Annotated in this window: 19 protein-coding genes and 1 tRNA gene; 3 read left to right on the top strand and 17 right to left on the bottom strand. The window is 63.6% G+C overall.

Going from position 1 to position 26962, the window contains the following annotated elements:
- Positions 1-34: 34 nt before the first annotated feature.
- On the bottom strand, positions 35-1336 hold the full coding sequence (locus J6500_RS28530) for a PQQ-dependent sugar dehydrogenase (RefSeq protein ID WP_225716035.1): 1302 nt from the start codon (positions 1334-1336) through the stop codon (positions 35-37).
- A 398-nt stretch (positions 1337-1734) separates the two neighbouring features.
- Between J6500_RS28530 and J6500_RS28525 the strand changes: the two genes are divergently transcribed.
- A complete protein-coding gene (locus J6500_RS28525; RefSeq protein ID WP_225716034.1) occupies positions 1735-2013 on the top strand; it encodes a hypothetical protein in 279 nt (92 codons plus the stop codon).
- A 95-nt stretch (positions 2014-2108) separates the two neighbouring features.
- On the opposite strand, the gene J6500_RS28520 is transcribed toward J6500_RS28525, so the two are convergent.
- Positions 2109-3374: a serine hydrolase domain-containing protein gene (locus J6500_RS28520; protein WP_225716033.1), complete on the bottom strand. Its 1266-nt coding sequence runs from the start codon at positions 3372-3374 to the stop codon at positions 2109-2111.
- A gap of 299 nt (positions 3375-3673) precedes the next feature.
- Between J6500_RS28520 and J6500_RS28515 the strand changes: the two genes are divergently transcribed.
- Positions 3674-4732: a class I SAM-dependent methyltransferase gene (locus J6500_RS28515; protein ID WP_225716032.1), complete on the top strand. Its 1059-nt coding sequence runs from the start codon at positions 3674-3676 to the stop codon at positions 4730-4732.
- Positions 4733-4918: 186 nt separating this feature from the next.
- Positions 4919-5278 (top strand): hypothetical protein, encoded by a 360-nt coding sequence (locus tag J6500_RS28510; RefSeq protein WP_225716031.1) that lies wholly within the window; start codon positions 4919-4921, stop codon positions 5276-5278.
- Between the two features lie 118 nt (positions 5279-5396).
- On the opposite strand, the gene J6500_RS28505 is transcribed toward J6500_RS28510, so the two are convergent.
- The 15 genes from J6500_RS28505 to hisD form a co-directional block, all read right to left on the bottom strand.
- Positions 5397-5783 carry a TadE/TadG family type IV pilus assembly protein gene (locus tag J6500_RS28505; RefSeq protein ID WP_225716030.1) on the bottom strand — a complete coding sequence of 129 codons (387 nt, stop codon included), beginning with the start codon at positions 5781-5783 and terminating at the stop codon, positions 5397-5399.
- Positions 5780-6235 (bottom strand): TadE/TadG family type IV pilus assembly protein, encoded by a 456-nt coding sequence (locus tag J6500_RS28500; protein ID WP_225716029.1) that lies wholly within the window; start codon positions 6233-6235, stop codon positions 5780-5782. The genes J6500_RS28505 and J6500_RS28500 overlap by 4 nt, the downstream gene beginning before the upstream one ends.
- 61 nt (positions 6236-6296) lie before the next feature.
- On the bottom strand, positions 6297-7550 hold the full coding sequence (locus tag J6500_RS28495; protein ID WP_225716028.1) for a pilus assembly protein TadG-related protein: 1254 nt from the start codon (positions 7548-7550) through the stop codon (positions 6297-6299).
- Between the two features lie 441 nt (positions 7551-7991).
- Positions 7992-9890 carry a response regulator gene (locus J6500_RS28490; protein ID WP_225716027.1) on the bottom strand — a complete coding sequence of 633 codons (1899 nt, stop codon included), beginning with the start codon at positions 9888-9890 and terminating at the stop codon, positions 7992-7994.
- A gap of 51 nt (positions 9891-9941) precedes the next feature.
- Positions 9942-11408: a circadian clock protein KaiC gene (kaiC, locus tag J6500_RS28485; RefSeq protein ID WP_225716026.1), complete on the bottom strand. Its 1467-nt coding sequence runs from the start codon at positions 11406-11408 to the stop codon at positions 9942-9944.
- Positions 11392-11691 carry a circadian clock KaiB family protein gene (locus tag J6500_RS28480; RefSeq protein ID WP_225716025.1) on the bottom strand — a complete coding sequence of 100 codons (300 nt, stop codon included), beginning with the start codon at positions 11689-11691 and terminating at the stop codon, positions 11392-11394. The genes kaiC and J6500_RS28480 overlap by 17 nt, the downstream gene beginning before the upstream one ends.
- Positions 11692-11860: 169 nt before the next feature.
- Positions 11861-12529 (bottom strand): helix-turn-helix transcriptional regulator, encoded by a 669-nt coding sequence (locus tag J6500_RS28475; protein WP_225716024.1) that lies wholly within the window; start codon positions 12527-12529, stop codon positions 11861-11863.
- A gap of 973 nt (positions 12530-13502) precedes the next feature.
- On the bottom strand, positions 13503-21335 hold the full coding sequence (locus J6500_RS28470) for an autotransporter outer membrane beta-barrel domain-containing protein (protein WP_225716023.1): 7833 nt from the start codon (positions 21333-21335) through the stop codon (positions 13503-13505).
- 516 nt (positions 21336-21851) lie between these two features.
- Positions 21852-21927, bottom strand: a tRNA-Phe gene (locus J6500_RS28465).
- Positions 21928-22152: 225 nt separating this feature from the next.
- Entirely contained in the window at positions 22153-23130 is a 978-nt protein-coding gene (locus J6500_RS28460) for a Bug family tripartite tricarboxylate transporter substrate binding protein (protein WP_225716022.1), read from the bottom strand.
- Between the two features lie 136 nt (positions 23131-23266).
- On the bottom strand, positions 23267-23449 hold the full coding sequence (gene yacG / locus J6500_RS28455; RefSeq protein ID WP_225716021.1) for a DNA gyrase inhibitor YacG: 183 nt from the start codon (positions 23447-23449) through the stop codon (positions 23267-23269).
- 256 nt (positions 23450-23705) lie between these two features.
- Complete coding sequence (locus J6500_RS28450) at positions 23706-24335, bottom strand: Maf-like protein (protein WP_225716020.1); 630 nt, start codon at positions 24333-24335, stop codon at positions 23706-23708.
- A gap of 170 nt (positions 24336-24505) precedes the next feature.
- The gene (locus J6500_RS28445; RefSeq protein WP_225716019.1) at positions 24506-24970 is read right to left on the bottom strand and encodes an arsenate-mycothiol transferase ArsC; all 465 of its coding nucleotides are present in this window, start codon (positions 24968-24970) and stop codon (positions 24506-24508) included.
- A 54-nt stretch (positions 24971-25024) separates the two neighbouring features.
- Positions 25025-25528, bottom strand: coding sequence for a UPF0262 family protein (locus J6500_RS28440; protein WP_225716018.1), 504 nt, complete (start codon positions 25526-25528; stop codon positions 25025-25027).
- Positions 25525-26820: a histidinol dehydrogenase gene (gene hisD, locus J6500_RS28435; RefSeq protein WP_225716017.1), complete on the bottom strand. Its 1296-nt coding sequence runs from the start codon at positions 26818-26820 to the stop codon at positions 25525-25527. The genes J6500_RS28440 and hisD overlap by 4 nt, the downstream gene beginning before the upstream one ends.
- Between the last annotated feature and the right edge of the window lie 142 nt (positions 26821-26962).

Raw genomic sequence — 26962 nt, 5'->3', positions numbered from 1 at the left:
AGACGACGGCGAGACCAGGTCGGTGTGATCAGCGTTACGCCCCCGTGACGCGCCAGATCACATTGCCGACATCGTCGGCGACCAGCAGCGAGCGGTCCGGGCCGAGCGCGACGCCGACCGGGCGGCCGTAGGACACCTTCTCGTCGGGTGCGAGGAACCCCGACAGGATGTCGCGCGCCGGGCCGGCAGGGCGGCCGTTCTCGAACGGCACGAACACCACCTTATAGCCCGACAGCGTCGAGCGATTCCACGAGCCGTGCTGGCCGATCGCCATGCCGTCGGGAAAGCCGGGCAGCGTGCCGGCCGGCATCCAGCACAGGCCGAGCGAGGCGGTGTGGCCGCCGAGCGCGTAGTCCGGCTGGATCGCCTTGGCGACCATCGCGGCATCCTGCGGCACGCGGTCGTCGACGATCTGGCCCCAGTAGCAGTACGGCCAGCCGTAGAAACCGCCATCGCGCACCGAGGTGAGATAATCCGGCGGCGTCTCGTCGCCGATGCCGTCGCGCTCGTTGACCACGGTCCACAGCACATTCGTGGTCGGCTCCCATGCGAGCCCGACCGGGTTGCGCAGCCCGCCGGCGAAGATGCGGCTGGTGCCGGCGGCGAGATCGAGCTCGTAGATCGCGGCGCGTCCTTCCTCAACCTCGAAGCCGCTCTCGGCGATGTTGGAGAGCGAACCGACGCCGGCATAGAGCTTCTTGCCGTCCGCGCTCGGCAACAGGCTGCGCGTCCAGTGACCGCCGGGCTTGAAGGTGACGAGCTTGCGGCCCTCGGCGGTGATGCGGTCGGCGCCCGCGACATAGGGAAAGGCGACGACGCCGTCGGTGTTGCCGACATAGAAGGTGTCGCCGACCAGCGCCATCCCGAACGGCTGGCTCAAGCCCTCCATGAAGGCGCCGCGGATCTCGGCGACGCCATCGCCGTCGCGGTCGCGCAGCAGCGTGATGCGGTCGGCGCTGACGCCGAGCGCCGCGGCGCGCCGCATCGTCGCCTGCATCGCATAGTGGAACAGGGTGCGCGGCTTGCCGGCGATCTGCGTCGCCTCCGCGATCAGGACGTCGCCGTTGGGCAGCACGCTGATCCAGCGCGGATGATCGAGCCCGGCCGCGAATGCGTTGACCTTGAGCCCGGGCGCGGCGGTCGGCTTCTGGCCTTGGTCCCAGCCCCTCGCCGTCGGCATCTTCAGCGTCGGGATCGCGCCTTGCGATTTCGCCTCCGGGATTTGCGGCGTCGCGCCCCAGGCAGGCTTGGGCTCTGCGCCCTGGGTCCGCCGATACGCCAGCGCCACGGCGCCGATCCCCGCAACGACGCGCGCAAAGATGCCGGACATGCTCATGAACTTCCCCTGTTTGACTGCACCCGCAACCCGGCAGCATTCGCATAATGCCCCGCCCGATGACAGTAGTTATACGATCCTCGCAGCCGCCGCCGAATCGGCGAAACTCTAGGTAGTCTCCTTGTCGGAGCACTTCCTCCCTGAGATCTCGCCCGTCGCGATTCGGTGGGCTTCTTTTACGGCTATGGCCCGCCGCGCCGCACTCCGTTACGATTGCATCGATGCCATCTGCAATCGTGCCGCGACCGCAGTTCCATCGTGCCGCGCAAGGCCCCTCACCAAAACATGATCGCAGATGGACGAATGTTCACGTTTCGATTCAGGGCGAAGAGTTGATCGAAAATTCGGAACGCCGCTCCGTGCCCGTCGTTGGTCGCGACACCAGCAAGGAGAACGCAATGAACCAGAAGATCAAGTTCCTCTCGCTCGCCGCGGCGTCGTTGCTTGCGACGACGGCCGGTGCGTACGCGCAGGGTTATGTCTACGAGAGCGACATGGGCCCCGCCTACTCGCGCTATGAAGCCGCGCCGCCGCCGGTGGCGTACTACCCGGCGCAACCGGGCTGGTATGGCGCCTTCAACGGCACCAACCATCCGACGCCGAGCTCGACTCAGGGCGACGTCGGGCCGCAGGGCAATAACAACGGCACGCTGACCGGCGTCTACCGGCGCTGGTAATACGCGCAAAATCAAGGCCCACCGCTCGCCGAGCGGTGGGCCTTTTCGCTGTTCCCCGAGGGAACGGTCTCACGGCGACGATGAGGCAGTGACGCTCACTTCACGATCGCGCCGTAGACGATATCCTGCACGTTCTCGCGATAATATTTGCGCAGCTCGCCGGGCGCCGCGGTTCCGACCACGACCACGAGACGTTCCTTCGGGTCGCAGAAGAACTGGGTGCCGTAGGCGCCGTTCCAGGTGAACTCGCCGGGATTGCCCGGCACCGACGACAGGCCCTCGCTGGTGCGCACCGCAACCGACAGCCCGAAGCCGAAGCCGCCGCGATGCGGCTCGACATTGGCGACGTTGTTCTTGATCTCCGGCCCGAGATGGTTCGAGGTCATGTGATGCACGGACCTGGGGCCGAGGATGCGCTTGCCATCGAGCTCGCCGCCGTTGAGCAACATCTGCCCGAAGCGAAGATAATCGCCGACGGTGGCGAACGAGCAGGCGCCGCCGCAATCGAACTTGGTCGGCGTGTCCAGAAGCTTGATCGCCTGCGGCTTGCCGGTCAGCGGATCGTTCGGAAACGGCCGCGCCAGCCTGGCGCGCTGCGCGTCGTTCGGATGGAACGTGGCGTCCTTCATCCCGAGCGGCGTCCAGACATTGGCGGCGAGATACTCGCCGAGCCGCTGCTCGGCGACCTTCTCGACCACGGCGCCGAGCACGTCGATCGAGAAGCCGTATTCGAACTCGGTACCGGGCTGGTGCACCAGCGGCAGCTTGGTGATGCGGTCGATGAAGGCCTGGGTATCGCCTTCCACCGCGGGCGCCGTGCCGTCGGGATAGAGCCGCGCCAGCGCGCTCGAACTGTCGGGCCGGCCGCCATACATCAGGCCCGAGGTGTGGCGATAGAGATCGTGGATGAAGATCGGCTGCGCCTGCGGCTCCATCTTCAATGAGCCATCGGCCTGCTGCACGCCGACCTTCATGTCGGCAAACGCCGGATAATAGTCGGCGACCCGGGCCTGCAGCGGCAGCCTGCCCTGCTCCATCAGCGTGAGGCCGGCGACCGCCGCCATCGGCTTGGTCATCGACGCCAGCGCGAACATGGCATCGATCGGCATCGGCGTGCCCTTGGCCGCGTCGAGCTGGCCGTACGCCTTGTAATGCACGAGCTTGCCGTCGCGCGCGATCGCCACCACCGCGCCGGGCACCCGCTTGGCCGCGATCTCGCGCGCGAAGAAATCGTCGAGCCGCGCCAGCCCCTTCTGCGAGAACCCGACCTGATCGGGCTTTGCTTCCGGCAGCGGCGTGGCATGGGCAGTGCTGATGGCGATGCCGGCGGCGAACGCCGCGGCGATGAGCAGTGTTCTCATTGTTTCTCCCCAAAGACCCGCAGGCTCTTCTCGATGTTCGCGGCCCGCAAGCGGCAGGCTTAGATCACGCCGGCGCGAGCGACAAGGCTCGGCTGACGCGCGGCGCCCCGAGTGCATACGCATGCCTCGTCGACGGTCACGAAGCTGCGAGAACATCGCGTGCGCGCGGGCGTAACAACGCGGCATCCGCGGCGAAACTGATCTGCCGGGCCGTGAAATCGTGCCGCAACATCCGCGGCCTATTCTTTCGGCCGGGAAGAATTGCGTCTGTACCACTGACTTTTTCAATGGAGGATAGAATGGACGTCGATACTGACCGCCTGAACTCTTTCATGGGTAAAATGATCGGAGACGTCGGCGCGGCGATGAACGCATCGCTGATGCTGCTCGGCGACAAGCTCGGCCTTTACCGCGCGCTCGCCAAAAGCGGCCCGATGAATTCCGCCGAGCTGGCCAAGGCGACCGGCACGGCCGAGCGCTATGTGCGCGAATGGCTGTCGGCGCAGGCTGCATCCGGCTATGTCGAATACGACCCGGCGACCAATCAATTCTCGATGCTGCCCGAGCAGGCGCTGGCGCTGGCCGACGAGGACAGCCCGGTGTTTCTCGGCGCGGTGGGGCATCTCGTTTCCGCGACCTTCCTGGACGAGCCGAAGATCACCGACGCCTTCAGGTCCGGCAAGGGTGTCGGCTGGAACCGGCGCAGCGAATGCCTGTTCTGCGGCACGGCGCGCTTCTTCCGTACCGGCTACAAGCATCATCTGGTGCAGGAATGGCTGCCGGCGCTCGACGGCGTCGTCGCCAAGCTCGAACGCGGCGCCACCGTCGCCGATATCGGCTGCGGCCACGGCGTGTCGACGCTGCTGATGGCGAAGGCGTTTCCGAACTCGACCTTCTACGGCTTCGACTATCACGACGGCTCGATCGCGACCGCGCGCGAGGCCGCCCGTACGGAGGAGCTATCCGACCGCGTGCATTTCGAGGTGCATTCGGCCAAATCGTTCCCGAAACGCGGCTACGACCTCGTCTGCTTCTTCGACTGCCTGCACGACATGGGCGATCCCGTCGGCGCGATGAAGCATACGCGCGAGGCGATGGCCGACGACGGCACCTGCATGCTGATCGAGCCGTTTGCCCACGACCGGCTGCAGGACAATTTCAATCCGGTCGGCCGGGTCTACTACGCCGCCTCGACGATGGTGTGCACGCCGGCCTCGCTGGACCAGGAGGTCGGCCTCGCGCTCGGCGCGCAGGCCGGCGAAGCGCGGCTGCGCGACGTCGCCCGCCAGGGCGGCCTGACCCGCTTTCGCCGCGCGGCGGAGACCCCGTTCAACCTGATCCTCGAAGCACGGCCCTAAGAGCCGGCGATGGCGTGCGCGAATGGATATGAATCCGGACGCGCATGCTGTTTCGCCCTTGCGTCGATGGATCGACGTACTATTTCGCATACATCACTTGGATCGTGTCCTACGGTATAGAAAGCGCTTAGGTTGCGTTGCGCTTCGTCGAACGATTGGCTGTGACCGCCGACATCTGAGGAAACCATGAAACGGCTTTTGCTCTGTGTGATCACTGCCGCCGGTCTCGCGGCCTTTGGAGGCTCGGCCAATGCGCGGTCGGCCTTTGACGGCTCCTGGGATCTCGTCTTCGTCACCCGGAGCGGCGACTGCGATCCGAGCTACAACTTCACCGTCAACATTTCGAATGGCGTCGTCACCCATCCGAACCTGGTAAAGTTCCGCGGCTATGTCGCAAGATCGGGCGCGGTCCGCGCCTCGGTGACCGTGCATGAGAAACACGCCACAGGCTCGGGCCGCCTCTCCGCGACCGCAGGCCGCGGCACCTGGCGCGGCTACTCCGGCAGCGCACAATGCGCGGGCTATTGGACGGCACAACGCAATTGACGAACGGCGGTCCGTAGCCCGGATGCAGCGAACGTAATCCGGGGTCCCGCATCCGCGGATCATCCGTTCCCGGATTGCGCTGCGCTGCATCCGGGCTACAGATTCGATACCTGTCCGCTCACGCCGGGAAGCACGACGCCGCCGTCAGCGTCACCGGCGCCAAATTCAAGATCTGCGGAAACTGGAACTGGTAGCTTGCGGTCACTTGGTTGCCGCAGGCCGGCGACGCATAGGTGAAGGTCGATGCCGGCAGGTTGAGGCCGAAGGCCTGCTGGCTCGCATAGGCGGTGATCATGTCCGGGTTGCTGGTAGGACACAGCGTGGTGTTGACCGTGGCGCAGCGCGCGGCGAGCGCGGCGCCATGCTGCATCCCCGCCTGGGTCCACAGCAAGAGGCCGATCTCGACGATGCCGAAGATGAAGGCAAAGAACAGCGGCGCGATCAGGCCGAATTCGAGCGCGGACGCGCCGCGGCGATCACGCCAGAATGCAGCGGCGCGCGTCATTGCAGCCTCACTTTCGACTGCATGCTGAAGGCATAGCTGGCCGGCACGACCTGGTAGTTGATGATGGTCCAGTAGTTCGCCTGCGCAGACACAGTCGTATATGTGCCCGCCAGCCGGCCGCCCGGACAGGTCGCCCCGCACGTCGCGCTGATGACGCCGGAGGACGAGGCGCAGCCGCAATACTTGGTCGGAGCCGGAGTCGCCGTGATCGTCGTGGCATTGGTCGCGTTGACCACCGCCGCGCTGATCGCGTTGGCGTCGAAGCCGTGCGCGATGGCGTATTCGACCCCGGCCTGGGCCGCGCTCTCCACCTGCATCTTGCGATAGATCGCAAGGCCAAGATCGACCACCGACACCGCCATCAGCGCCAGCAGCGGCACCAGCACGCCGAACTCGATTGCGGCGGCGCCGCGCCGGTCTTTCCTGAAGCGCGCCAAGATGCGGCGCAACACGCCACGCCTTCGCGATTGGCATTCACCATTTGTCATGTCCGCCTCCATCAGACGATTCGGCTTATTCGACGAGCTGCGCGGTTGCCGAGCCGATGGCGTTGCCGCCCATCGCCGCGCAATCGACCTTCACGGTCGAATTCCCGGTAAAGGTGATGGTATCTGCAATGATCTGGGTGCAAGTGGTGCTGGTGCCGTTGCCGCCGCTGAAGCTCAAATCGGCCTTGGGCAAATAGATCGCGCCGGCGAGATTCTGCGTGCCGCCGCCGGTGAGGTTGAAGGTGGTGCCGACCGGCATGTTGCGATCGCCATAGATCGCGATGCCCGCGGTGACGCCGCTGGTGGGCGCGGTCAGCATGACATTGGCATTGCTGCCGATGTTCGCCGAACTCCAGCTGCTGCCGGAGTTGGTGAACACCAGCGTGACGCCGGTTCCGGTGATGGTGGCGTTGCCGGCCACCGACAGGTTGCTGCCCCTGAGATAGTAGATCCCGGGATCGAGCGTCAGCGTGGCCCCGGCGTTCACCGAGATGTCGCCGCAATAGCTTCCCGGGCTGAGCGCCGTCGTCCCCTTGACGTTGAACTTGTTCGAGTGGTCGCACCAGGTGGGCATCGTCGGCGTAACGTTGGCGTAGGGATCGGGCGTCGGCCGCACGCCGGTGCGGATGCCCGCGGTGGTGGTGATGCTGCTCGCGCCGCTGACGCCGCCGACCACGGCGACCATCCGCGCATTGATCGTGGCGGTGCCGGTGACGGTGAGCGCCGGCCCGCCGCTGGAATTGTCATAGAGGTTGCAGTTGATCAGGTTGAGCTGGGCGCTGCCCTTCACCGACGCGGCCGGACTGGCGGTGGGGTCGAGCGCCAGCACGCAACCGGTCCCGATATTGCCGAGCGCGACGGCGCGCGCCGTGACCGGCACCGCACCGGAGCCGAACAGCGCCGACAGCAGCCGCGGTTGCGGTTGGGTGATGATGACCTCGACCGCCTGCGAGCCTGTCGCGAAGCTTCCGGTCGAGGGCGGCTGGTTGACCGCGACGGTGACGTTGTCGACGCCGTTGGCGTAGCCGTAGAACGTCGTGATGGCGTTGGCCTCGGTCAACAGATTGGTGCCGGCGGTGGCCGCGCTGACGGCCGCCGAATCGGCGGCACTCATCATGTTCTTGTGCTTGTAGAACCACCATGCGACCTCGGTGCCGAGGCCGGCCGCGCCGACCAGCACCGGCAACAGCAAGGCGACCAGGATGGCGTAGCTGCCGGATTCGTCGCGCGCAAAGCCGCGCAGGCGCGCGCGCCACGCCGCGACGGCTCCGGATTTCACTTGCAGCCTCATTTGCGAGGGTATTCCAGCTTCCAATCCCGCGGGGGAGGTCATGCGGCCCTCGAGCGTCCGATGGTCTGGAGGGGCGATGATGGCCACGGCGATTTAACGTCAACTTCGCCCGAGCCATGAAATTCGCGGCTGGCGTGTAACCCTTCGTTAGGAATTGGCGCCGCGGCAATAGTAGCCGCTGGGAGATTTCGGCCCCCTGCTGCAATCGGCCGGAGCGGAAATCGCAGGCATTGCCGCGGGAAGGCAGCCCCAACGGCGCCCGTCATACTTGAAAATCGTCCGAATCGAATCTGTTCTCACCGATTCTCGAAGTCAACGGGAGCGGTCCTTGCCGGAGCGCCTGACTGCGCTTCCCACACTGACGCCGAACGCGCGTTGCGACAGTTCCTCGTCGAACCAGGATAAGGAAAAGCGCGCAAGTAAGGCCGGTCAAGGAGACTTGCTCAAACGAATTCCAAATCTTTGAAGTGCGTTTACGAGGTCGTGCGAATTAAATGGCTTGGTCAGAATCGCCAAATACGCATCTTGCGCGAAGCGCTCGCGGACATCGTCTTTGGCATAACCGGTCGTCAAAATGATCGGCAGGGTCGACCGCACAGCTCTGATCGCCGGGATCAATTCGTCACCGGGTCGATCCGGCAGGCCGAGATCGACAATTGCTGCCGCAAGCTGTTCGCTGATGCATTGAAACTTCGTGAGAGCGTCCTTGAAGCTCGCGGCGGCCTCAGCCTGCAAACCAAACTCAGCGAGCTCATCGATGAGAAAGGCTTGCAGCAGGAATTCGTCCTCGACCACCAGAACACGTACCCCGGTCTGATCACTGCCGAGATTTGCATCGAACACCTCCCGAACTCGCATCGCGAGCGCAGCAAACGTGAACGGTTTGGTTAGTAGATCGACGTCCGGAGCAAGTCGGCCTTCTTGAATCAGGGAACTGTCGGCGTATGCGGATGTAATCAATACCCTGAGTGAAGGATTCGTGAGTCGCGCTTGCTCTGCCAAGCTTTTTCCATCGATACCCGGCAGGCCAAAATCGGTAAAGAGCAGCTGGATGTCCGGCTGGCGTCGAAGAACGTCAAGTGCAACCGTTGCGTCGACGGCTTCGAACACAATATAGCCCAGCTCGCGCAAGCTACTTACGGTGTACTGACGAACGTCTTTGTCATCTTCAACGACGAGGATTGTCTCAGCGGCCCTCGCGCGCGGAATAGGCGCAAGACTCCTTGGTTGAAAGGTCTGCGGCTCCGCCATTTCGAACTGCGCCGCCGCCTTCGGCAAGAAGATACTGACCGTTGTCCCGACATCCGGCTGGCTGGACACTCTGACATGGCCGCCGCTCTGCTTGGCAAAGCCGTAGACCTGGCTCAGGCCGAGACCCGTGCCGCGTCCATCGGACTTGGTCGTGAAGAACGGTTCGAAGACGTGGCGGAGCACATCAGGCGTCATTCCGCTGCCGGTATCCGCAATCGAGATCAGCACATGCGGCCCTTCCTTCGCTTCGCCTTCGGCCGGCTCGGGGTCGACACACAGTTCGATATTTGCCGTCTCGATGATGAGTTCGCCTCCAGAGGGCATGGCGTCCCGGGAGTTGACTGCGAGGTTAAGGATTGCCGCCTCCAGCTCGGTAGGGTCGGCTTCCACTGGCCAGAGGTTTGCAGCGATCTTGGTTCGAACTATGATTCGCTCTCCGAGCGTGCGCTGGAGCAGATCCGACATTCTGCGAACGACAGCTTCGAGGTGCAGCAGCCGCGGCTCCAGCGGCTTGCGTCGCGCGAACGCAAGGAGACGTTCCGTCAGAACCGCCGCCTGTTGGGCACCGCGCGTCGCATTTTCGAGCGCGTGCAGCAGCGTGGAATCGAGATTGGCGGAGCGCCGTTGGGCGCTCTCCAGATTGCCGAGTACCACGGTGAGGAGATTGTTGAAGTCATGCGCAATGCCCGCCGTAAGTCGCCCGATCGCCTCCATCTTCACGGAATGCCGCAGCCGTTCCTCCAGTGCCCTGCGAGCCGAAATATCGCGAAGGCTGGCGAGGCGAGCAGGCCGATGATCCCACCTCGTTTCGACGACGCGGATTTCAGCATCGATCGGGCCGCCCCCGGGCCTATGAACGGTGATTTCCGTCGTGTCGCCGGCGACAAAGGGTATTCCAATCGGGGAGCCGATCAGGGATCCCGAGGATCGACCAAAAATCTGCTCGGCGGCCGGATTGGCGAACAACACGGTTCCGCTTTCGTCGACGACTATAATGCCATCGGCATTCTTCTCGATGAGAAATCTAATCTCGGTCTGGTCGATGCGAGAATTGTTGGATGAACCAGTCATGTTCATCGTATCTGCCCCGCCTCGGCATGGCTTAACCGGTTGCGCGTCTGGGCATCTCTAGTCCGTGAACACATTCGGCGCTTCCTTGAACGGTTTGCCAAGATGCATACCGGCGTCGTCGATCGTAAAACGGCGGATTTCCTTGGCATGCTCGCTGCCGCGCATCTTGAGCACCATGAGCCCTCGGTGCATGGTCTCTCGCTCTTGGATGTATCGCAGCAGGATGATCGAGTCCGTCAAGGTCGAGATATGCTGCTCGCTGACGCTCTCGCCACCGATGAGAGATTTGCTGGTGGCGGTGCAGAGCCCGGCTATTTCCCGTTTCTTGATGAACGAGGTCAGGCTGATCAGGAATTCGCGGAAGCCGGTATCGGGAGCGATCCGCTCTAGCGCCGACAGACTGTCCACCGCGACCCGGTTCGGCTGAAACTCGTCAACCAGGCTCTGAATCGTCAGCAGGTGATCGGGCAACCCCTGGGCTTCCGGATAGAGGCAGATGACCTTGAGCTTGCCCTCCGCTTCCATCTGCGCGAAATCCGTGCCCCACCCGCTCGCGTTGCGAAACAACTGACCCTTGCTTTCCTCGTAGCCGAACAGGATCGCCTTTTCGCCTGCGGCCACTCCGCCAGCTAGAAAGTTGGTGACCAGCAGGGTCTTGCCTGTACCTGTGGCGCCGCTCACAAGCGTGACACTGTCGCGAAAGAATCCGCCGCCGCACATTTCATCGATCGCGGGATTTCCGCTGGTGACGCGCACGGTGCTCGATTGCTGTTCGAGTCGGAGCGAGGACAGCGGGACGGCTACCACCCCCTGACTCGCTAGGAGCGTGAACGGCGCCTCACCCTCGGCATGATGGCTGCCGCGCATCTTGAGGACCTCGATGGTTCGCCGCCGCTTCTCCCGATGGAGCACGTTGCGCAAAATGACGACGTTGTCGGCGACAAATTCCTCCAAGCGGTGGCGTGTAATCTCGCCGTATTCGCTATTGCGTTCCGCCGTCATTAGTACGGTGAGACCGGATTTCTTCAGGGCGCTGCTGATGTGGAACAGCTCGCGGCGCAGGATCTTGGGATCCCCGATGAAATGGTCGAACAGTTGTGTCAGTGAATCCAGAACGACTCGCTTGCCCCGGACACCCTTCACCGCGTGCTGAATGCGCGACAGCAGGCCGGCAAGGTCGAAATCTCCGATCACGAGTTCGTCGTTGGCCGGCGGGCTAGCATCGACGAACGCGAGGCGACCTTCCTTGCGCCACTGCGCTAGTTCCCATCCAAATCCACGCATATTGGCTTCGATATCGGCCGGCGGCTCCTCAAATGTCACCAACACCCCATTTTCGCCGAACGTCGTAATCCCATGGGCAAGAAACTGCGTTGCGAAAACAGTCTTTCCGCTACCGGGCGTGCCGCCGACAACCGTGGTCCGCGCCCGCGGCAGTCCGCCCATCACAAGATCATCGAATGCCGCCACACCGGTTTTGACCCGCTCCAGCACATCGCTAACGTCGCTATCCTGTGCGGTCATGCAGGTCTCCTTTTAGTTCGATCCCTAGAAAATCGAGAACGCGCTTTGCATCGCTCAGATCACCAACGATGCGCCGGGGACGGACCGGATGTTCATAAGAAAGTGTTGGAGTGGCGATGACGCCGGCTTTTTCGGCAAGCTCCGGCTCGTTGAGCACATCGATGATCTCGACGCGCCACCCTTCGGACTTGATGGAAGCTTCCATACGACTAAGATTCTGCTCTGCCAGACGAGAGCTGGCTGAATTTCCGGCGATATAGAGACGGAGCACGAGTTCGGCCACGGAGGCGCCTTGTCATCGTTTGTGTGGCGCGACGCCGCGGAGCGCAACGGCACCCGCCGCAGTCGAGTATTGGGAAGCCTCATCGAACTATGCTGATGAGCACGCGCATCAAACAAGCTAGGCGGTTCCCGCGCAAGAGAGCGAAAAGTACTAACCACCTAGTAGGAATTTATCTTTCCGGCGGATTGGCGGATGGCCGTCGCCGCGGTTTGACGCTCAGGTTTGCGTTGCTCGTGATGGCCCGCTCGCGTGCCCAGATGATCGCGGCGCTGCGCCGGTTGACGCCAATCTTCCGATACAGCGAAGCAATATGATTGCGCACAGTGTTCTCCGAGAGATTGAGTTTCCTGCTCATCTCGGAGTCGCTATGTCCCTCACATATGAGTCCGAGCACCTCGCGCTCGCGCTGCGTGAGAAGATCGATGTCGAGGGATGGCTCAGGCAGCGTGGTGGCTTCCTGTTTAGAAATCTGGCGGAGACCTTTGAGCCTATCGATGATGCTGCGCGTGAAGGACGACGTGTCGGCCACTACCGATTCGATCGCCGAGATCAGGTCGTGGTTTGGAGGCGTGGTCTCCTGTATCACGCACACGATGGTTTGCTCGCCATTGATCGTCAAAGGGACGTCCGAAATGACGCAATCGATTGCTCGCCCGTCAGTCTTTTGAATCGGCAGCGCCAAATCCTTCAGGCCGCCATTCAATCGATCGCGCGTACCCTTATCGATCCACACGATCCGTCCATCGCGATCGACAAAGATGACGCCGTTGCCGAGGGCGGACGCGATCCGCTCCTGCAGCTCATTTTCGTGCGCAACACCATTCGCAGCCTGGTCCATTGCTGTTCCCCGCGTAGGTGGATGTATGGATCTGGTTGGATTGCAGAAAGAACGCGGGGTCGGAAAATTGGTTCCTTTCAACTAAGTTGCTAGTATAGAGCCACTATTTAGGACGGCGCGTCGGTCCCACCGCCTAGTATCGATTTGTCTTGCTGACCGACGGTCCGTGAGGGGCGATATCTGTCGTGACGCATCGCAATGACAATGCGGCTCCCGGATGGCGCTGATGGCGATCAAGGCGCGCTCCGGCAGTTATCGGCTCAAGAGCGTGTTGAAGAGCGGCCGCTTTCGGCAATGGTCATTGTGGTGTTCGACGACCGGAATGCCGTGCCGGTTGATCACTGTGGGGTCTTGGCGAGAGCTGCCGCTTGGTGTTGCAGGGACCAGTTGTTTCGTGAACTTTAGCGAGCCTGCCGTCGAGCATTGCAAGTCTGAAGTGGTGGAAGAGAAATCCGATATCCTTTGCGCGCCAACGATCCGGCAAACGCAATCGTGCAAAATCGTACTCCAGCGAAGAAGATCGTAGTTATGGTGCCCGGGGAAGGAATCATACGCAACCACCGACACGACGAGCCGCTGTTTGTCCTTGGCATAGCGACGTGAGCGCTTGGCACGAGGTTCCGCTGGAAGGATCTTTGTAGCCTGCCGGAGCCACCGATTGTGCGACCCTCTGGCTAATTCAAATCCTGCACACGCAACACCCGATCTCCGCGAATGGGCCCCGAAACGCGAAAGGCGACACTTCCCGGTCGCCTGCGCCGACTTCGCAAACATCGGTGCTTGCGGGGGGCTCGCAACATCCGGCACTTGCGACTGCTGGAAAGCGTTGCTCCCGATTGGCGGCGTAGACGTTTGCCCTCCGAACGCAAAGGTTACGCGTGCGAATCGTGTCAAGCGCGCCATTGTACGATGCAGGGCGATTTCGCCGCCGTCGACCGATCGTCTCCAGGTTCGCGGGAACAGGCCCTTCCGTTTACCACGTCGCGCGGAAGCCGGCGGTGCCCTTGTAGCTGAAGTCGCGCGCGGCGTCTGCGAGGCTCGCATTGTAGCTGACTTCGCCATAAATCGCGTAGCGGCCTTCCGCCCAACTGTACGCGCCGCCGGCCCCGACGCTGCCCCACAGGCGGTCGTTCGCGCTGGCGAAGCTCGTGCCGGCAACATTGGCGTTGGTCCCGTTGAGAAATTCGTAATGCAGATTGGCGATGCCGTAGAGGTCGGAGCGCACGATTCCGGAGCCATCGTTCCAGGTCTTCTGATGATTGAGCGATAGACCAGCGCGTCCGAGCAGGCTGTCGGCATTGGCTAGTGACACAAGTGCGCCGAACCGATCGGAGAAGCTGTCGAAATCAACCTTCGAATACTGCAGTTGCGCCTGCGGCGTCAGCGACCAACCGCCGCCGACAACGATCCGCTTGCCGCCTTCAACGCTAAAGCCGTAGCCGAAGCCTTCATTGCCGTGCGTCATGCGCCCAACCAGCGCCGAGGAGATGTCGCTGTGATAGAACATGCTCTGCGCCTGGGCATCGACATAAAAGCCGTTATTGCCGTACCAGGTCAACGTGCCGCCCACGCCACTGCCGTCGGCGCGGATGCGGCCGTTACCGAAGAACGAGGCGATGTTGGCGGTCGACTGGACGTATTGGACGGTGATGCCGGCGATCAACCTGCCACGTTCGTTGTCCAGCAACTGGCCGTCGAGCCCGCTCTGCAGCCTCATCTGATCGTACTTGTAGGTCGAGCCAGTGGTGGTGGATGGGTTCAGGTCGGCGTGCTTGCCGTCGATGCGGCCCCACCATGCGGATTGTATCCATGAACTTTCATTTGGTGCCTTACCGAAGTTCGTGCTCGCCATTGCGTCCGCGCCGCCCCAGTAGCGATTGCCGACGCGCTGCTGCAGCGAGGGCATTTCGTTCATGCCGAGCAGCACCTGCGCGTAGTTCTCGTAGAGGGGCACGCCGGGCTGGTACAGCGGACCGGACGGAGTGGCCGGAGGTGGATTGGTTGGAGGTGGATTAGTTGGAGGCGGATTGGTTGGAGGCGGATTGGGCAAGGCGGACTTCAGATACCAGTCGCCGTCACCTGTGTTTTTCTGCAGTGTGTAGGCGTAGGCCCCGCCGACGACCGCCTGCTGGCCTTGGAATACATAGTCGCCGAGCAGATTGAACGTGCCGTTCGATGCGCCGGCGACATCGATGATCTTGATGCCCTGGCTGGTCTGCGCCCCGGTCCCACCGACATTGGTCACCTTCACTGCGCTCGTGCCCGATGTGCTGCCTCCAACCACGAGCTTGTCAGTTGACGACGGATCGCTACCAAGCGTGGTATTGAGGTCCAGCTGGCCGCCGCTGCCGACGTAGTTGCCGGTGACGGTCAGCGTCGCGCCCGGTGCGCCCTTGAGGCTGACAGTACCGGCATTGCCGAGCGACGCGACGGTCTGGCTCTGGCCATTGAGGTCGAGCGTCGCGCCTCCCGATGCGGTGAATGCCGAAGTCGAACTGAAGACATTGGTCGCCCCCGCGCGCAAAGTTCCCGCAGTGACCACGGTCGCGCCGGAATTGCTCGCCGCACCATTGAGGAGCAACGTTCCGGCGCCATCCTTGACCACATCGCCGGCGCCCGAGATGGTGCCGTTGAGGGCCAAGGTGGTGCCGACATTGGTTAGGAAAGTGCCGGTCGAGGGCACCGTAACGTTGCGACCGGTAGTGATATCGGCGGTGGTCTGCAGCGTGCCGGTGTCGAGCGTCACCCTGGTGCCGGCCGCGCCAAGATTGGCATCGCTGGATATCGAGAGGGTGCCGCCATTGACGACCGTGCCGCCGGTGTAGGTGTTGGCGCCGTTGAGCACCAGCTTGCCGAAGTCGGTCTTCACGAGCTGGGTGTTACCGCTCAGCACGCTATCGATGGTGGCGACGAAGCCCGCCCCGGCCGCGGTGCCGTCGCCGACCCGGATGATCGAATTTGGTGTGCCGGCGAGCACGATCTCGCCGCCGACGATGCGGTAGCCGTCGCTCGAGAACTGCATCCCCGATGCGGCGACTTGCCCGAGTGTGTTGTCGACGGTCACCGTGCCGGGCGCCGCCGAGAAGATGGCGAAAGCTCCGTTTGCGAACGGCGCGTTGATGGCGCCCGTGTCATTCGTCCAGTTGTCGTTACCTGCAGAATTCTGCCAGACCCCATCACCGCCGTTGACCGCATTGTTGAATTTGGGCCCGGCGGCACCGTCCCAGTAATTCAGGGTCAGACCCGCAGTATTGACGAGGTTAACCTGATTGGCGACCGAGGTCTGGACGAAGGTATTGCTAGGAGGAAGTGAGCCGAGCGTCAGACCGTTGTTTGTCAGCGCGCCGTCGTAGTTGAACACGCGGTAAACGCCAGGGTCGAAGCTACCGCCGGAGGTCGTCGAGACATTCAGCGTGCCGGCGAGCGTGAGGTTGCCGTGCACATTAATGAGGTCGTTGAGCGCGCCACCAACCACGTTGGCTTGGCCGAATTGGTAATTCAGCACGGCGCCGGAGCCGAGGGCGAGGTTGCCGTTGATGGTCAGCGTTCCGACCGCACCGACATTGCCGGGATTAAGGGCGCCGCCATTGCCCACGCTGACACTGCCGCCGATCGTGCCGGTACCACCAAGGATCGCGCCATTGCCGATGGAGGTAGGGCCCGTCGCCGCCGACTGGTTGCCATTGACGATCAGAGTGCCGGCGATAACATTCGTGCCGCCGGTGTAGGCATTGTCCCCGGTCAGGATCAGCGTACCCGCGCCGGTCTTGGTCAGTGCTCCCGCGCCGGCCATGAGGCCCGATGAAGTGAGATCCGCGTTCGTCTGGAACGTGCCGCCTCCGGCGCCGAGCGTCACCCCCCGCGCCGTGGCGACCGCTGCAGTGTTCTGCAGCGTGCCGCCGTCCAGGCTGAGCGCGCCGGCCGCCGCGCCGAGATTGGCGTCCTGCGAAATCCGCAGCGTACCGCCGTTGATTGCGGTGCCACCCGTGTAGGTGTTGATTCCGTTCAAGATCAACGTGCCGAGATCGGTCTTGGCCAACTGCGTGTTGCCGCTCAGCACGTTGTCGATGGCGGCGACATAGCCTGCGCCGGCCGCCGTGCCGTCGCCGACGCGGATGACCGAGGACGGCGAACCTGCGAGCGCGATCTCGCCGCCGAGCACATGGTAGCCGTTGGAGGCGAACTGCATGCCGGAAGCCGAGACCTGGCCAAGGCTGTTATCGACTGTGACGGTGCCGGGCGTGGCAGCGAAGACCGCAAACGCCGCATTCGTAAACGGCGCGTTGATGTCGCCCGAGATCGTTGTCCAGTTGTTGTTGCCCACGGAATTTTGCCAGACGCCGTCGCCGCCATTGACAGCCTTGAACTTCGGCCCGGCGGCACCGTCCCAGTAATTCAGCGTCAGACCCGCAGTATTGACCAGGTTGACCTGATTGGTGACCGAGGTCTGGACGAAGTAGTTCGGCGACGGGATCGTGCCTGTCTGCAGGCCATTGTCCATCAGGGAACCGCTGTAGCTGATGACGCGGTAGATGCCGACATCAAAGCTGCCGCCGCCGGAGACGGAGACGTTAATGGTGCCGCCAAGCGTCAGGTTGCCTTTGACGACCGTGAGGTCGTTCAGCGCCCCGCCCACGACGTTAGCCTGGCCGAAATTGTAGTTCAGCGTCGAATTGCTGGCGAGCGACAGGTCCTTCTGGATAGTCAGGGTACCCGGGACGTTGCCCGGATTGCCAGGGTTGATCGCACCATCCGCGACAACGACGTTACCACCGATCGTGCCGTTGCCGCCCAATGTGCCGCCGCTGCCGACGAACGTCTGCCCTGTGGCCCCGCCCTGATCGCCGTTGACGATCAGCGTGCCCGCGGAGACCGTGGTTGGGCCGGTATAGCTATTGTTTGCAGTGAGAATGGTGGTGCCGCTCCCGATCTGGTTCACCGCGCCGGTGCCGGAAATCAGGCCTGTGAAGCCGGTTGTATCGGAGCGGTTGAAGGCGAGCGCGGAGTTGTCGAGAACGTTGCCGGCAATCGAACCGGAGGTACCGCCATTGCCAAGCTGCAGCGTACCGGCCGATATGGTTGTGCCGCCGGTATAGGTGCTGTTGCCGGTCAGAACCGTGATGCCGCTGCCGATCTGGTTCACTCTGCCGGTGCCGGAGATAGCGCCGGAGACGGTGAATGTATCGGAGCGGTTGAAGGCCAGCGCGCTGTTGTCGACGATGTCGCCGAGGACCGAGCCCGAGGTCCCGCCGTTGCCAAGCTGCAACGTACCGGCCGTGATGGTGGTACCGCCGGTATAGGTGCCGTCACCGGTCAGCGTCAGCGTGGCGACACCTATCTTCGTCAGCGATCCCACACCGTCGATCGCGCTCGACACCGAAAGGTCGGCGTCGGTCTGGAAGGTGCCGCCGCCGCCGTTGAGAGTGACCGCACGTGCCGTGCTCATCGCAGCCGTGTTGCGCAGCGCACCGCCGTCAAAGGAAAGCCCACCGCTGGCCGCGCCGAGATTGGCATCGTTCGAAATTTGCACCGTGCCGCCGTTCATCGCGGTGCCGCCGGTGTAGGTGTTGGCGCCGTTCAGCGCCAACGTGCCGAGATCGGTCTTGACCAGCCGGGTGTTGCCAGCAAGTACATTGTCTATGGTCGCGATGAAGCTGGCACCCGCCGCCGTGTCATCGCCGACCCGGATGATCGAGTCGGGAGCGCCGGACAGCAGGATCGAACCGCCGGAAAGATGATAGCCGTTGGCGGCGAATTGCATCCCCGACGCGCTTACCTGGCCGAGGCTGTTGTCGACCGTGACATTGCCGCCGATCCCCGCAAATACCGCAAACGCCGCGTCAGTGAACGGCGCGTTCGGTGTTCCGGAAATCGTGGTCCAGTTGTCGTTACCGGCTGAGCTCTGCCAAACGCCGTTACCGCCGTCGATCACGCCGTCGTTCTTCGGACCGGCATTGCCGTCCCAGAAATTCAGCGTCAGGCCCGACGTGTTGACGAGGTTGACCTGGTTCGCCACCGAAGTCTGCAGGAAGAAGTTTGGCGACGGTATCGTGCCGATCGCAAGACCGTTATTCGTCAGGGTGCCGTTATAGCTCATGACCCGGTAAAGACCCGGGCTGAACGAGCCGCCCGACGTCGTCGAGACGTTGAGCGTGCCGGCGATAGTCAGGTTGCCGCCGACAACGATATGGTCGTTCAAGAGTCCGCCGACCACATTGGCCTGGCCGAAATTGACGTTGGTGATCGAGCCGCTGTTCAGCGTTAGGTTCTGCTTGACCGTGAGCGTTCCCGGCGCGTTGCCGACGTCGCCGGGCGCCAGCGTCGCGGCGTTTGCGATCGTGACGTTCCCGCCAATGACGCCATTACCACCGAGCGTTGCACCGCTTGCGACAGTCGTGCTCCCTGTCGCGGCGGTCTGGTCGCCATTGACGATGAGCGTCCCGACTGCGACCGTGGTCGCGCCGCTATAGCTGTTGTTGCCGGACAGGATCGTCGTGCCGCTGCCGACCTGTTCCACGGCACCGGTGCCCGAGATAAGCCCCCCAAGAACGAGCGTGTCTGAGCGATTGAACGCGAGTACGCCGTTGTTGAGGATATTCCCGACGATGCTGCCGCTCGTTCCGCCATTGCCGAGCTGCAGCGTGCCGGCCGAAATGGTCGTGCCGCCGGTATAACCGTTCGCGCCTGTCATGGTCAGCGTGCCGCTGCCGGTCTTGGCGAGCGCGCCTGTTCCTCCAATCACGCCGGAGACCGTCAAATCGGCATTGGTCTGGAAGGTACCGCCGCCGGCATTCAGCGTGACCGGGCGGGAGGTGGCGAAGGCAGACGTATTCCGCAGCGTGCCGCCGTTGAACATGAGCGCGCCGCTGGCCGCACCCAGATTGCCGTCGTTCGACACTGCGATCGTGCCGCCGTTCAGGAACGTTCCGCCAGAATATGTATTCGCTCCAGACAGCGTAAGCGTCGCCGGGCCTGTCTTGGTCAGCGCACCCGTGCCACCGATCGGACCGGTCCAGGTCAGATCAGCATCGGTCTGGAAAGTACCGCCACCCGCATTAATGGTCGCGTTTCTCGCCGACGTGACCGCGCCCGTATTTTCGAGCCTGCCACCATCGAACGTCAGCGTACCGGCCGCGGCTCCCAGATTGGCATCGCTGTCGATCGCTAGCGTTCCGCCCAAAATCTGCCAGGAGGTCGTCGCAGTGGTTGTATTCGTCAAGGTCCAGGTGCTGGCGCCTATCTTTTGATAGAAGTCGAAATTCCGATACTGCGCCGCTGCGCCGATGTTGGAGACGTTGAAACTGCTGCTAGCAGCGCCTCCGAGTACAAGGGTGTCACTTGAGCCAGCCGCCGCAGCACCCACGACATTTCCGTTGATGACGGAGCCGGACCGCAGTTCGAGCCGGTTTGCGCCCGCCGTGAAGGTAATCGCATTGTTGCGTGTCACCCCGTTCCCGGACAACCCACCTGAAATTGTGCTCGAGTTGATGATTGTCGCACCGGTTCCGGTTATTCCCACGCCGCCCGCGCTAGCGCCGCCACCGCCACTACCACCGGCGACGGATCCGACGTTGGTCAGGGTCGCATTCGCGATCGTCATGCCCGAGCCCCCGACGCCACTTGGCCCGCCCGTACCGCCCACGATGGTGTTGTTGTTGGTGACATCCGCGCCCGCCGTGAGTGCCGCGCCTACGCCGCCAGCACCAGTGCCTGCACCAGTACCTCCTCTAATTGCTCCGTTGTTCGTTAGAGAACTTGCGGCGATAGTCGCACCTACACCGCCGCCGCCACCGCGAGCGGAGAATTGCTCAAGCGTCCCGTTGCCTCCTAGGATCGTCCCAGTGGTGTTATTTACGAATGTGGCACCGCCGGCCAGCACCAACCCGCCTCCCCCAGGACCACCCACCGTGCTACCAGCACTGTTGCGACCGGTACCGCCGATCCCGCCAGAAATCGTCCCGCTGTTACTGTGATTCCCGCCGGTAAGATTTGCTCCCAGTCCACCTCCTCCGCCGTAGAAATTATCAATCGCCGGAAAGGTGTTTATGACCGTGCCACCTGCGCCACCCGCGATGGTGCCCAGGTTGTTCAGCGATCCTCCATTCATCAAGAGGCCGACGCCTCCGTTTCCTCCACTGATAGGCGTACCTGTGTTGAAGCCGCCTGAATTGACATCGCCGCCGCGCCCGCCGGTAAGGCTTCCTTGATTCGTCAGAGAACTGTTTGTCAGGTTCGCTGCAACGCCACCCACCCCACCGGTTCTGCGATAAGCCCCACCACCCAAACCACCAGCAACAGATGCAGCATTGGTGATCGAGCCATTCGATATGAGTAGTGCAGTTCCACCAGAGCCGGCTAAGCCGGTCGCAGTACTGGCGTCGGCATTGCCGCCTCTGATGGCTCCGGAGGTCGTCAGCAACGAGCCGCCGAGAAAGATCAAGTTGCCGCCGTTCCCCGCTCCCGAGGAAATATCCGCTCCGGAGAGCGTGAACGCGCCGGTGCTGATCGTGGTCGGCTTTGCAAATGCGGGAAAGGCAGTCGAACTCGCGACCGCCACGTTATTAGTCAACGTGATGCTGGCACTCGGATCGGGATCGGCGTTCGCTGCATTCACCGCATTGCGAAGCGAGGTCTCGTCGAAGGCGGTATAGTTCCCGGCCTGCGCCGCACCTGCTGACCCGACGAATGTCGCGCTGAGCAGCAGCCGCGTTAGGAAGGTTGCCGATCCACGCATCCGCCGCGCATGGAAAGCAATCAAACGGCTGCCAGCAGGTGTACCTGCCACAGCCCCAATGCATTCGCGCATCGCTTCCCAGCCTAGCCCTATGTCTTATCCGCCGATTCGGCGTCGCACTTTCTCGGGTGTCCAACCGTTTGTTACGCTAGGAGAGTCGTTCTCGTGCGGTCAACGAGCAATACAGGTTTCCCCGATGGAACAACCAGAGGTGTGCTCCATCGGCAACTGTATCTGCGGATTTGGCAAGAAGGCTTTAACCATTTCGAAATGATGCGCGCTTACGCCGCAAACACCTGTACAGGCACGTTGATCAGCAGTAGCGCGCGATCAGCCGGACATAACGAACTTGAGCGCGAACAGACCCGCCAATCTATTGATATGCGGGAGCTGCGTTTATGATGGGAATGGTTGTTTTCCCGGAGCGGGCGGCCGTTCTGTATCCGCTCATTCTGCGATAAACCCGCGCAAAGTGACAAGCTCCGCCAATGCAGCGTGCTACGATCGATCAGTTCTCGAGCGACATTGCGCTCCCGAACCGGAGCCACATCGTACAATGTCGTAGAACATCGCAGAATGTCGTCGCTTTGGTGCCCAGGGGCGGGATCGAACCACCGACACTGCGATTTTCAGTCGCATGCTCTACCAACTGAGCTACCTGGGCATACCGGCTGGGCCGTCAAAGGCCGAAGCGAGCGGGCGGTTTATAGAGAGGTCGGAGGGCTGTGTCCACCCGCCTTCGCCGGGGGCTTCGGCGTGGCAGGCCCGGCTTCGATGTCAAAACCAACGAATTGGAACCATTGAGTTATTTTGCGCCGTCAGGCGGATTTGCCGGCGCACCGAAGCGACGCTTGCCGCGGTTGGCTGATCGCAGCGGCCGCTTCTCGGCTCAGTTTTCCACCTTGATCTTGGCGTCGCGGATCACTGGGCCCCATTTGTCGGTCTCCGCCTTCAGGAACGCCGCCAGTTCGGCCGGGGTCGAGCCTTTCGGGGTGGCGCCGAGCTGCTCGAAACGGGTTTTCACCGGCGGGTGGACCAGCGCGGCGTTGGTGTCGGCGTTGATCCTGGCGATCACCTCCGGCGGGGTTTTGGCGGGCACGAAGAAGCCGAACCACGAAAACACGTCGAAGCCGGGCACGCCGGCTTCGTCCAACGTCGGGATCTCGGGCACCACGGCGACGCGCTGCTTGGTCGTCACCGCGAGCGCGCGCAGATGGCCGGCCTGCACATGCGACAGGATCGAGGGCATGTTGTCGAAGATGACGTCGACGCGGCCCGGGATCAGGTCGTTGATGGCGGGCGCGCCGCCGCGATAGGGGATGTGCGTCATCTCCACCTTGGCGAGCCGCTTGAACAGCTCGCCGCTCAGATGCAGCGTGGTGCCGTTGCCCGATGATGCGAAGGTGACCTTGCCGCGGTTGTCGTTGCAATAGGCGATGAATTCCCTGACCGATTTCGCCGGCGACGAATTCGGCACGCACATCAGGTTGGGCTGAGTGATCACCATCGTCACCGGCGCGAAATCGTTGACCGGGTCGTAAGTCAGCGACGGATAGAGGAACGGGTTGGTGGCCATGCCAGGCCCGACGATGAAGATGGTGTAGCCGTCGGGATCGGAATGGGCCACCAGATCGGCCGCGATGTTGCCGCCGGCGCCCGGCTTGTTCTCGACCACGACCGTCTGGCCCCAGACCTCCTGCAGGCGGTTGCCGACCAGGCGCGCGGTGATGTCGGTCGAGCCGCCCGGCGTGAACGGCACCACGATCCGCACCGGTTTTGCCGGCCAATCCGCCGCCCGCGCGCGCGACGTCAGGATGGCGGGCGCGGCAATGACGGCCAGGCCGACGAGATCGCGGCGGGTCAGCATGTCCTCTCCTCCCTGATCCGCCCGATGTGCCTCGGGTCGTGCAGTTGGCGTGAGTGTGGCGGCGCGTCCCGGCGAAAGCAATCCGCCGCGGACCAGGGGACGGAGCATGGCGCGGAATCCGCCTCGCCTGAACGCCCTAGTCCGGATCCGCCTCGTCGTCCTCGCCGCCGGGGACGACATAGGAGCCGCTCAGCCAGCGGTTCAGGTCGACGTCGCGGCAGCGCGGCGAGCAGAACGGACGATAGGCATGCTCGGCGGGCTTACCGCAGATCGGGCAGCGCCGCGGGGGGTTTTGAGGTTTTTCGGCCTGGTCGGTCATGACGGCACGCAGGTTACATCAATTGGAAATGAAGAAGGCCGCCGCGCGTTCCGCCCGCCCTCCTCGCCGCTTGCTGCAAGGCCCGCACCATGGCTCGTCACGCCCCGACCTTGAGCAGGCGATGCGCACCGCTTCGGAATAGTAGAATAATACCGCTGATTTCCCTTTGCATGGGGTTGTTTTTCACATATTGGCAACGCGCCCCAGCGACGGCCGATCAGCCACGTCCCATGGCGCGTCGGTCGTCAGTTGCGTTTCACACCGCGACCGCGTTGAGCCAGCCGTGGCGGATCGGAAAGCCTTCGCCGCCGAGCAGGGTCACGGTCTCATAGAGCGGCAGGCCGACCACGTTGGTGTAGGAGCCGACCATCTTGACCACGAACGAGCCGGCGATGCCCTGCACGGCGTAGCCGCCGGCTTTGCCCCGCCATTCGCCGGAGCCGATATAGGCCTGGATGTCCTCCTCGCTGAGCCGCTTGAAGCGGACGCGGGTCTCGATCAGGCGCTGGCGGAACGCCTCGCGCGGCGTCACCACGCAGATCGCGGTGTAGACGCGGTGGTTGCGGCCGGACAGCAGCCGCAGGCACTGCGCGGCCTCGTCGACCAGATTGGCCTTGGGCAGGATGCGGCGGCCGACCGCGACCACGGTGTCGGCGGCGATGATGAACGAGCCGCGCAGATCGTCGTCGAGCTGCACCGATTTGAGCGCCGCATCGGCCTTGGCGCGCGCCAGGCGGTTGGCGCAGGCGCGCGGCAGCTCGCCCCGCCGCGGGGTCTCGTCGACATCGGCCGGGCGCAGCGCATCAGGCTCGATGCCGGCCTGGTTGAGCAGTGCGAGCCGCCGCGGCGAACCGGAAGCAAGAACAAATTTGGGACGGCCTAACATTCGGTTTTTTGGCTGGAATCGGCGGGACGGGCGAGCGCGGAACCTATCGGATGGGGCATGGTTGCACAACCAGGGAACCGGCCGCGAATCGCGCTTCCCCGGTAACGGACAGGGCCCATAAGCACAGTCGTTTGTCAGCCTGGCGACAAGGCCTCAAAGTCACCTCTCCTCTACACGCTGGCGGTGCCGGTCTTGGCGAAGCGGCGGCGGATGCGCATCAGCAGACCGTCGCAAACCTCGCGGTAGGCGGCGAGCTTCTGCTCGCGGTTGCCGCTGGTTCCGGTGGGGTCCTGCGTCGGCCAGTATTCGACGTCGGCAGCGAGCGTGCGGGTGAGATCGAGCGCCTTGTGGTGCGCCTCCGGCGACAGCGTGATGATGAGGTCGAAATTCAGCCCCTCCCAGTCCTCGAGTTCCTCGAAGGTGGTGGGCTTGTGGCCGGAGATGTCCTGGCCGAGCTCGCCCATCACGGCGACCGCGAACGGATCGAGCTCGCCCTTCTTGACGCCGGCCGAGCGGACATACAGGCCTTGCGGAAACATCTGCTGCAACAGGCTGGCAGCCATCGGCGAGCGCACGGCGTTGTGGCCGCATGCGAACAGCACGGCCTGCGGATTGCGCGCGCGCGGCGCTTCCATGCGATCAGGCTTTTGTTGGTCGGGGTACGCCCCCGTCTGGCTTCATTGTGCCCGTCACGCGCCTTCGCCCTTCCAGTGCAGCACTGTGATCAGCGTGAACAGCCGCCGCGCGGTCTCGAAGTCGACACGCACCTTGCCCTTGAGGCGCTCCTGCAGCGTGCGCGAGCCCTCGTCGTGAATGCCGCGGCGCCCCATGTCGATCGCCTCGATCTTGTCCGGGGTCGCGGTGCGGATCGCCTGGTAATAGCTGTCGCAGATCATGAAGTAGTCCTTCACGACGCGGCGGAACGGCGTCAGCGACAACAAATGCGCGACCACGGGCGCGCCGTCTTCTTTCCGGATGTCGAACATCAGCCGGTTGCCGGTGATCGCGATATGCAGCGTGTAGGGCCCCGGGACCGCGCCTTCGGGCGCGAACACGTTCTGCTCGATCAGATCGTAGATCGCGATCGCGCGCTCATGCTCGATGTCGGGCCCGGAACGGCCGATCGATTCCTCGTCGAGCGTCACCGCGACGATGCGATTGTTGGAATCCTCGTCGGCGGGAGACTTGGTCATGAGAGGTTGAGGCGCAATCCGACGGAACGTGAATGGGCGTCGAGTCCCTCGGCCCGGCCGAGCGTCATCGCGGCGGGGCCGAGCGCACGCAGCTGATCCGGCCCGCACTTCAGGATCGAGGTTCGCTTCATGAAGTCAAGCACCCCGAGGCCGGACGAGAACCGCGCCGAGCGCGCGGTCGGCAGCACGTGGTTGGAGCCGCCGACATAATCGCCGATCGCCTCCGGCGTATGGGCGCCGAGGAAGATCGCGCCGGCGTTGCGGACCTTTGCCGACAGCGCTTCGGCGTCGGCAGTCATGATCTCGAGATGCTCGGCCGCGATCGCGTTGGCGAGTTCGATCGCATTGTCGAGTTTTGTCACCTGGATGATGGCGCCGAAGTCGTTCCAGGAGGCGCGCGCGATCGCCTCGCGCGGCAAGGTCTTGAGCTGCGCCTCGACGGCGCGCTCGACGTCGGCGGCGAGCCGCGCCGAGTCGGTGATCAGGATCGACTGCGCGCTGACGTCGTGCTCGGCCTGCGCCAGGAGATCGGCGGCGATCCAGTCGGCATTGCCGGTATCGTCGGCGATCACCAGCACCTCGGAGGGGCCCGCGATCATGTCGATGCCGACCTTGCCGAACACCAGCCGCTTGGCGGCGGCGACATAGGCATTGCCGGGACCGACGATTTTTGCCACCGGCGCGATGGTCGCGGTGCCGTAGGCCAGCGCGGCCACCGCCTGCGCCCCGCCGACGCGGTAGATCTCCGAGACACCGCCGAGATCGGCGGCCGCCAGCACCAGCGGGTTAAGCTTGCCGTCCGGCGCCGGCACCACCATGACGACGCGCGGCACGCCGGCGACCTTGGCCGGCACCGCGTTCATCAGCACCGAGGACGGATAGGCCGCGGTGCCGCCGGGCACATACAAGCCGACCGCGTCGACCGCGCTCCAGCGCCAGCCGAGCTCGACGCCTTCGGCGTCGGTGAAGCGCTCGTCCTTCGGCAGCTGGCGGCGGTGGAAGGCCTCGATCCGGTCGCGGGCGAATTTCAGGGCCTCGACGGTTTTGGGGTCGCAGGCCTTCACGGCGGCGGCGATCTCGGCCGCCGTGACGCGCAAGCCCGAGGCGGCAATATCGAGCCGGTCGAACTTCTTGGTCGCCTCGAGCAGCGCGGCGTCGCCGCGGGCGACCACGTCGTCGACGATGGCGCGGGTGGCGCGCTCGACATCGGCCGAGACCTCGCGCTTGGCCGCCAGGAAATCGCGGAAACGCTGGTCGAAATCGGCGCTCTGTCGGTCCAGGCGAACGGGCATGGCGGCTTTCTAACGGGGATTCGGGATCGGGTCCCCTGCTCAATGGCGCGGCGGATTATGGCCGTCAACCCTTGGCCAACATGCAAACCCACCGTCGTCCCGGCGAAGGCCGGGACCCATTACCACCGAAGCGGGCCGTTGG

It is taken from the genome of Bradyrhizobium semiaridum, from assembly GCF_020329505.1.
GTDB classification, from domain to species: Bacteria; Pseudomonadota; Alphaproteobacteria; order Rhizobiales; family Xanthobacteraceae; genus Bradyrhizobium; species Bradyrhizobium semiaridum.
Note: the sequence above shows the minus strand (reverse complement) of the source record. Positions and strands in the feature narration are given on the sequence as shown.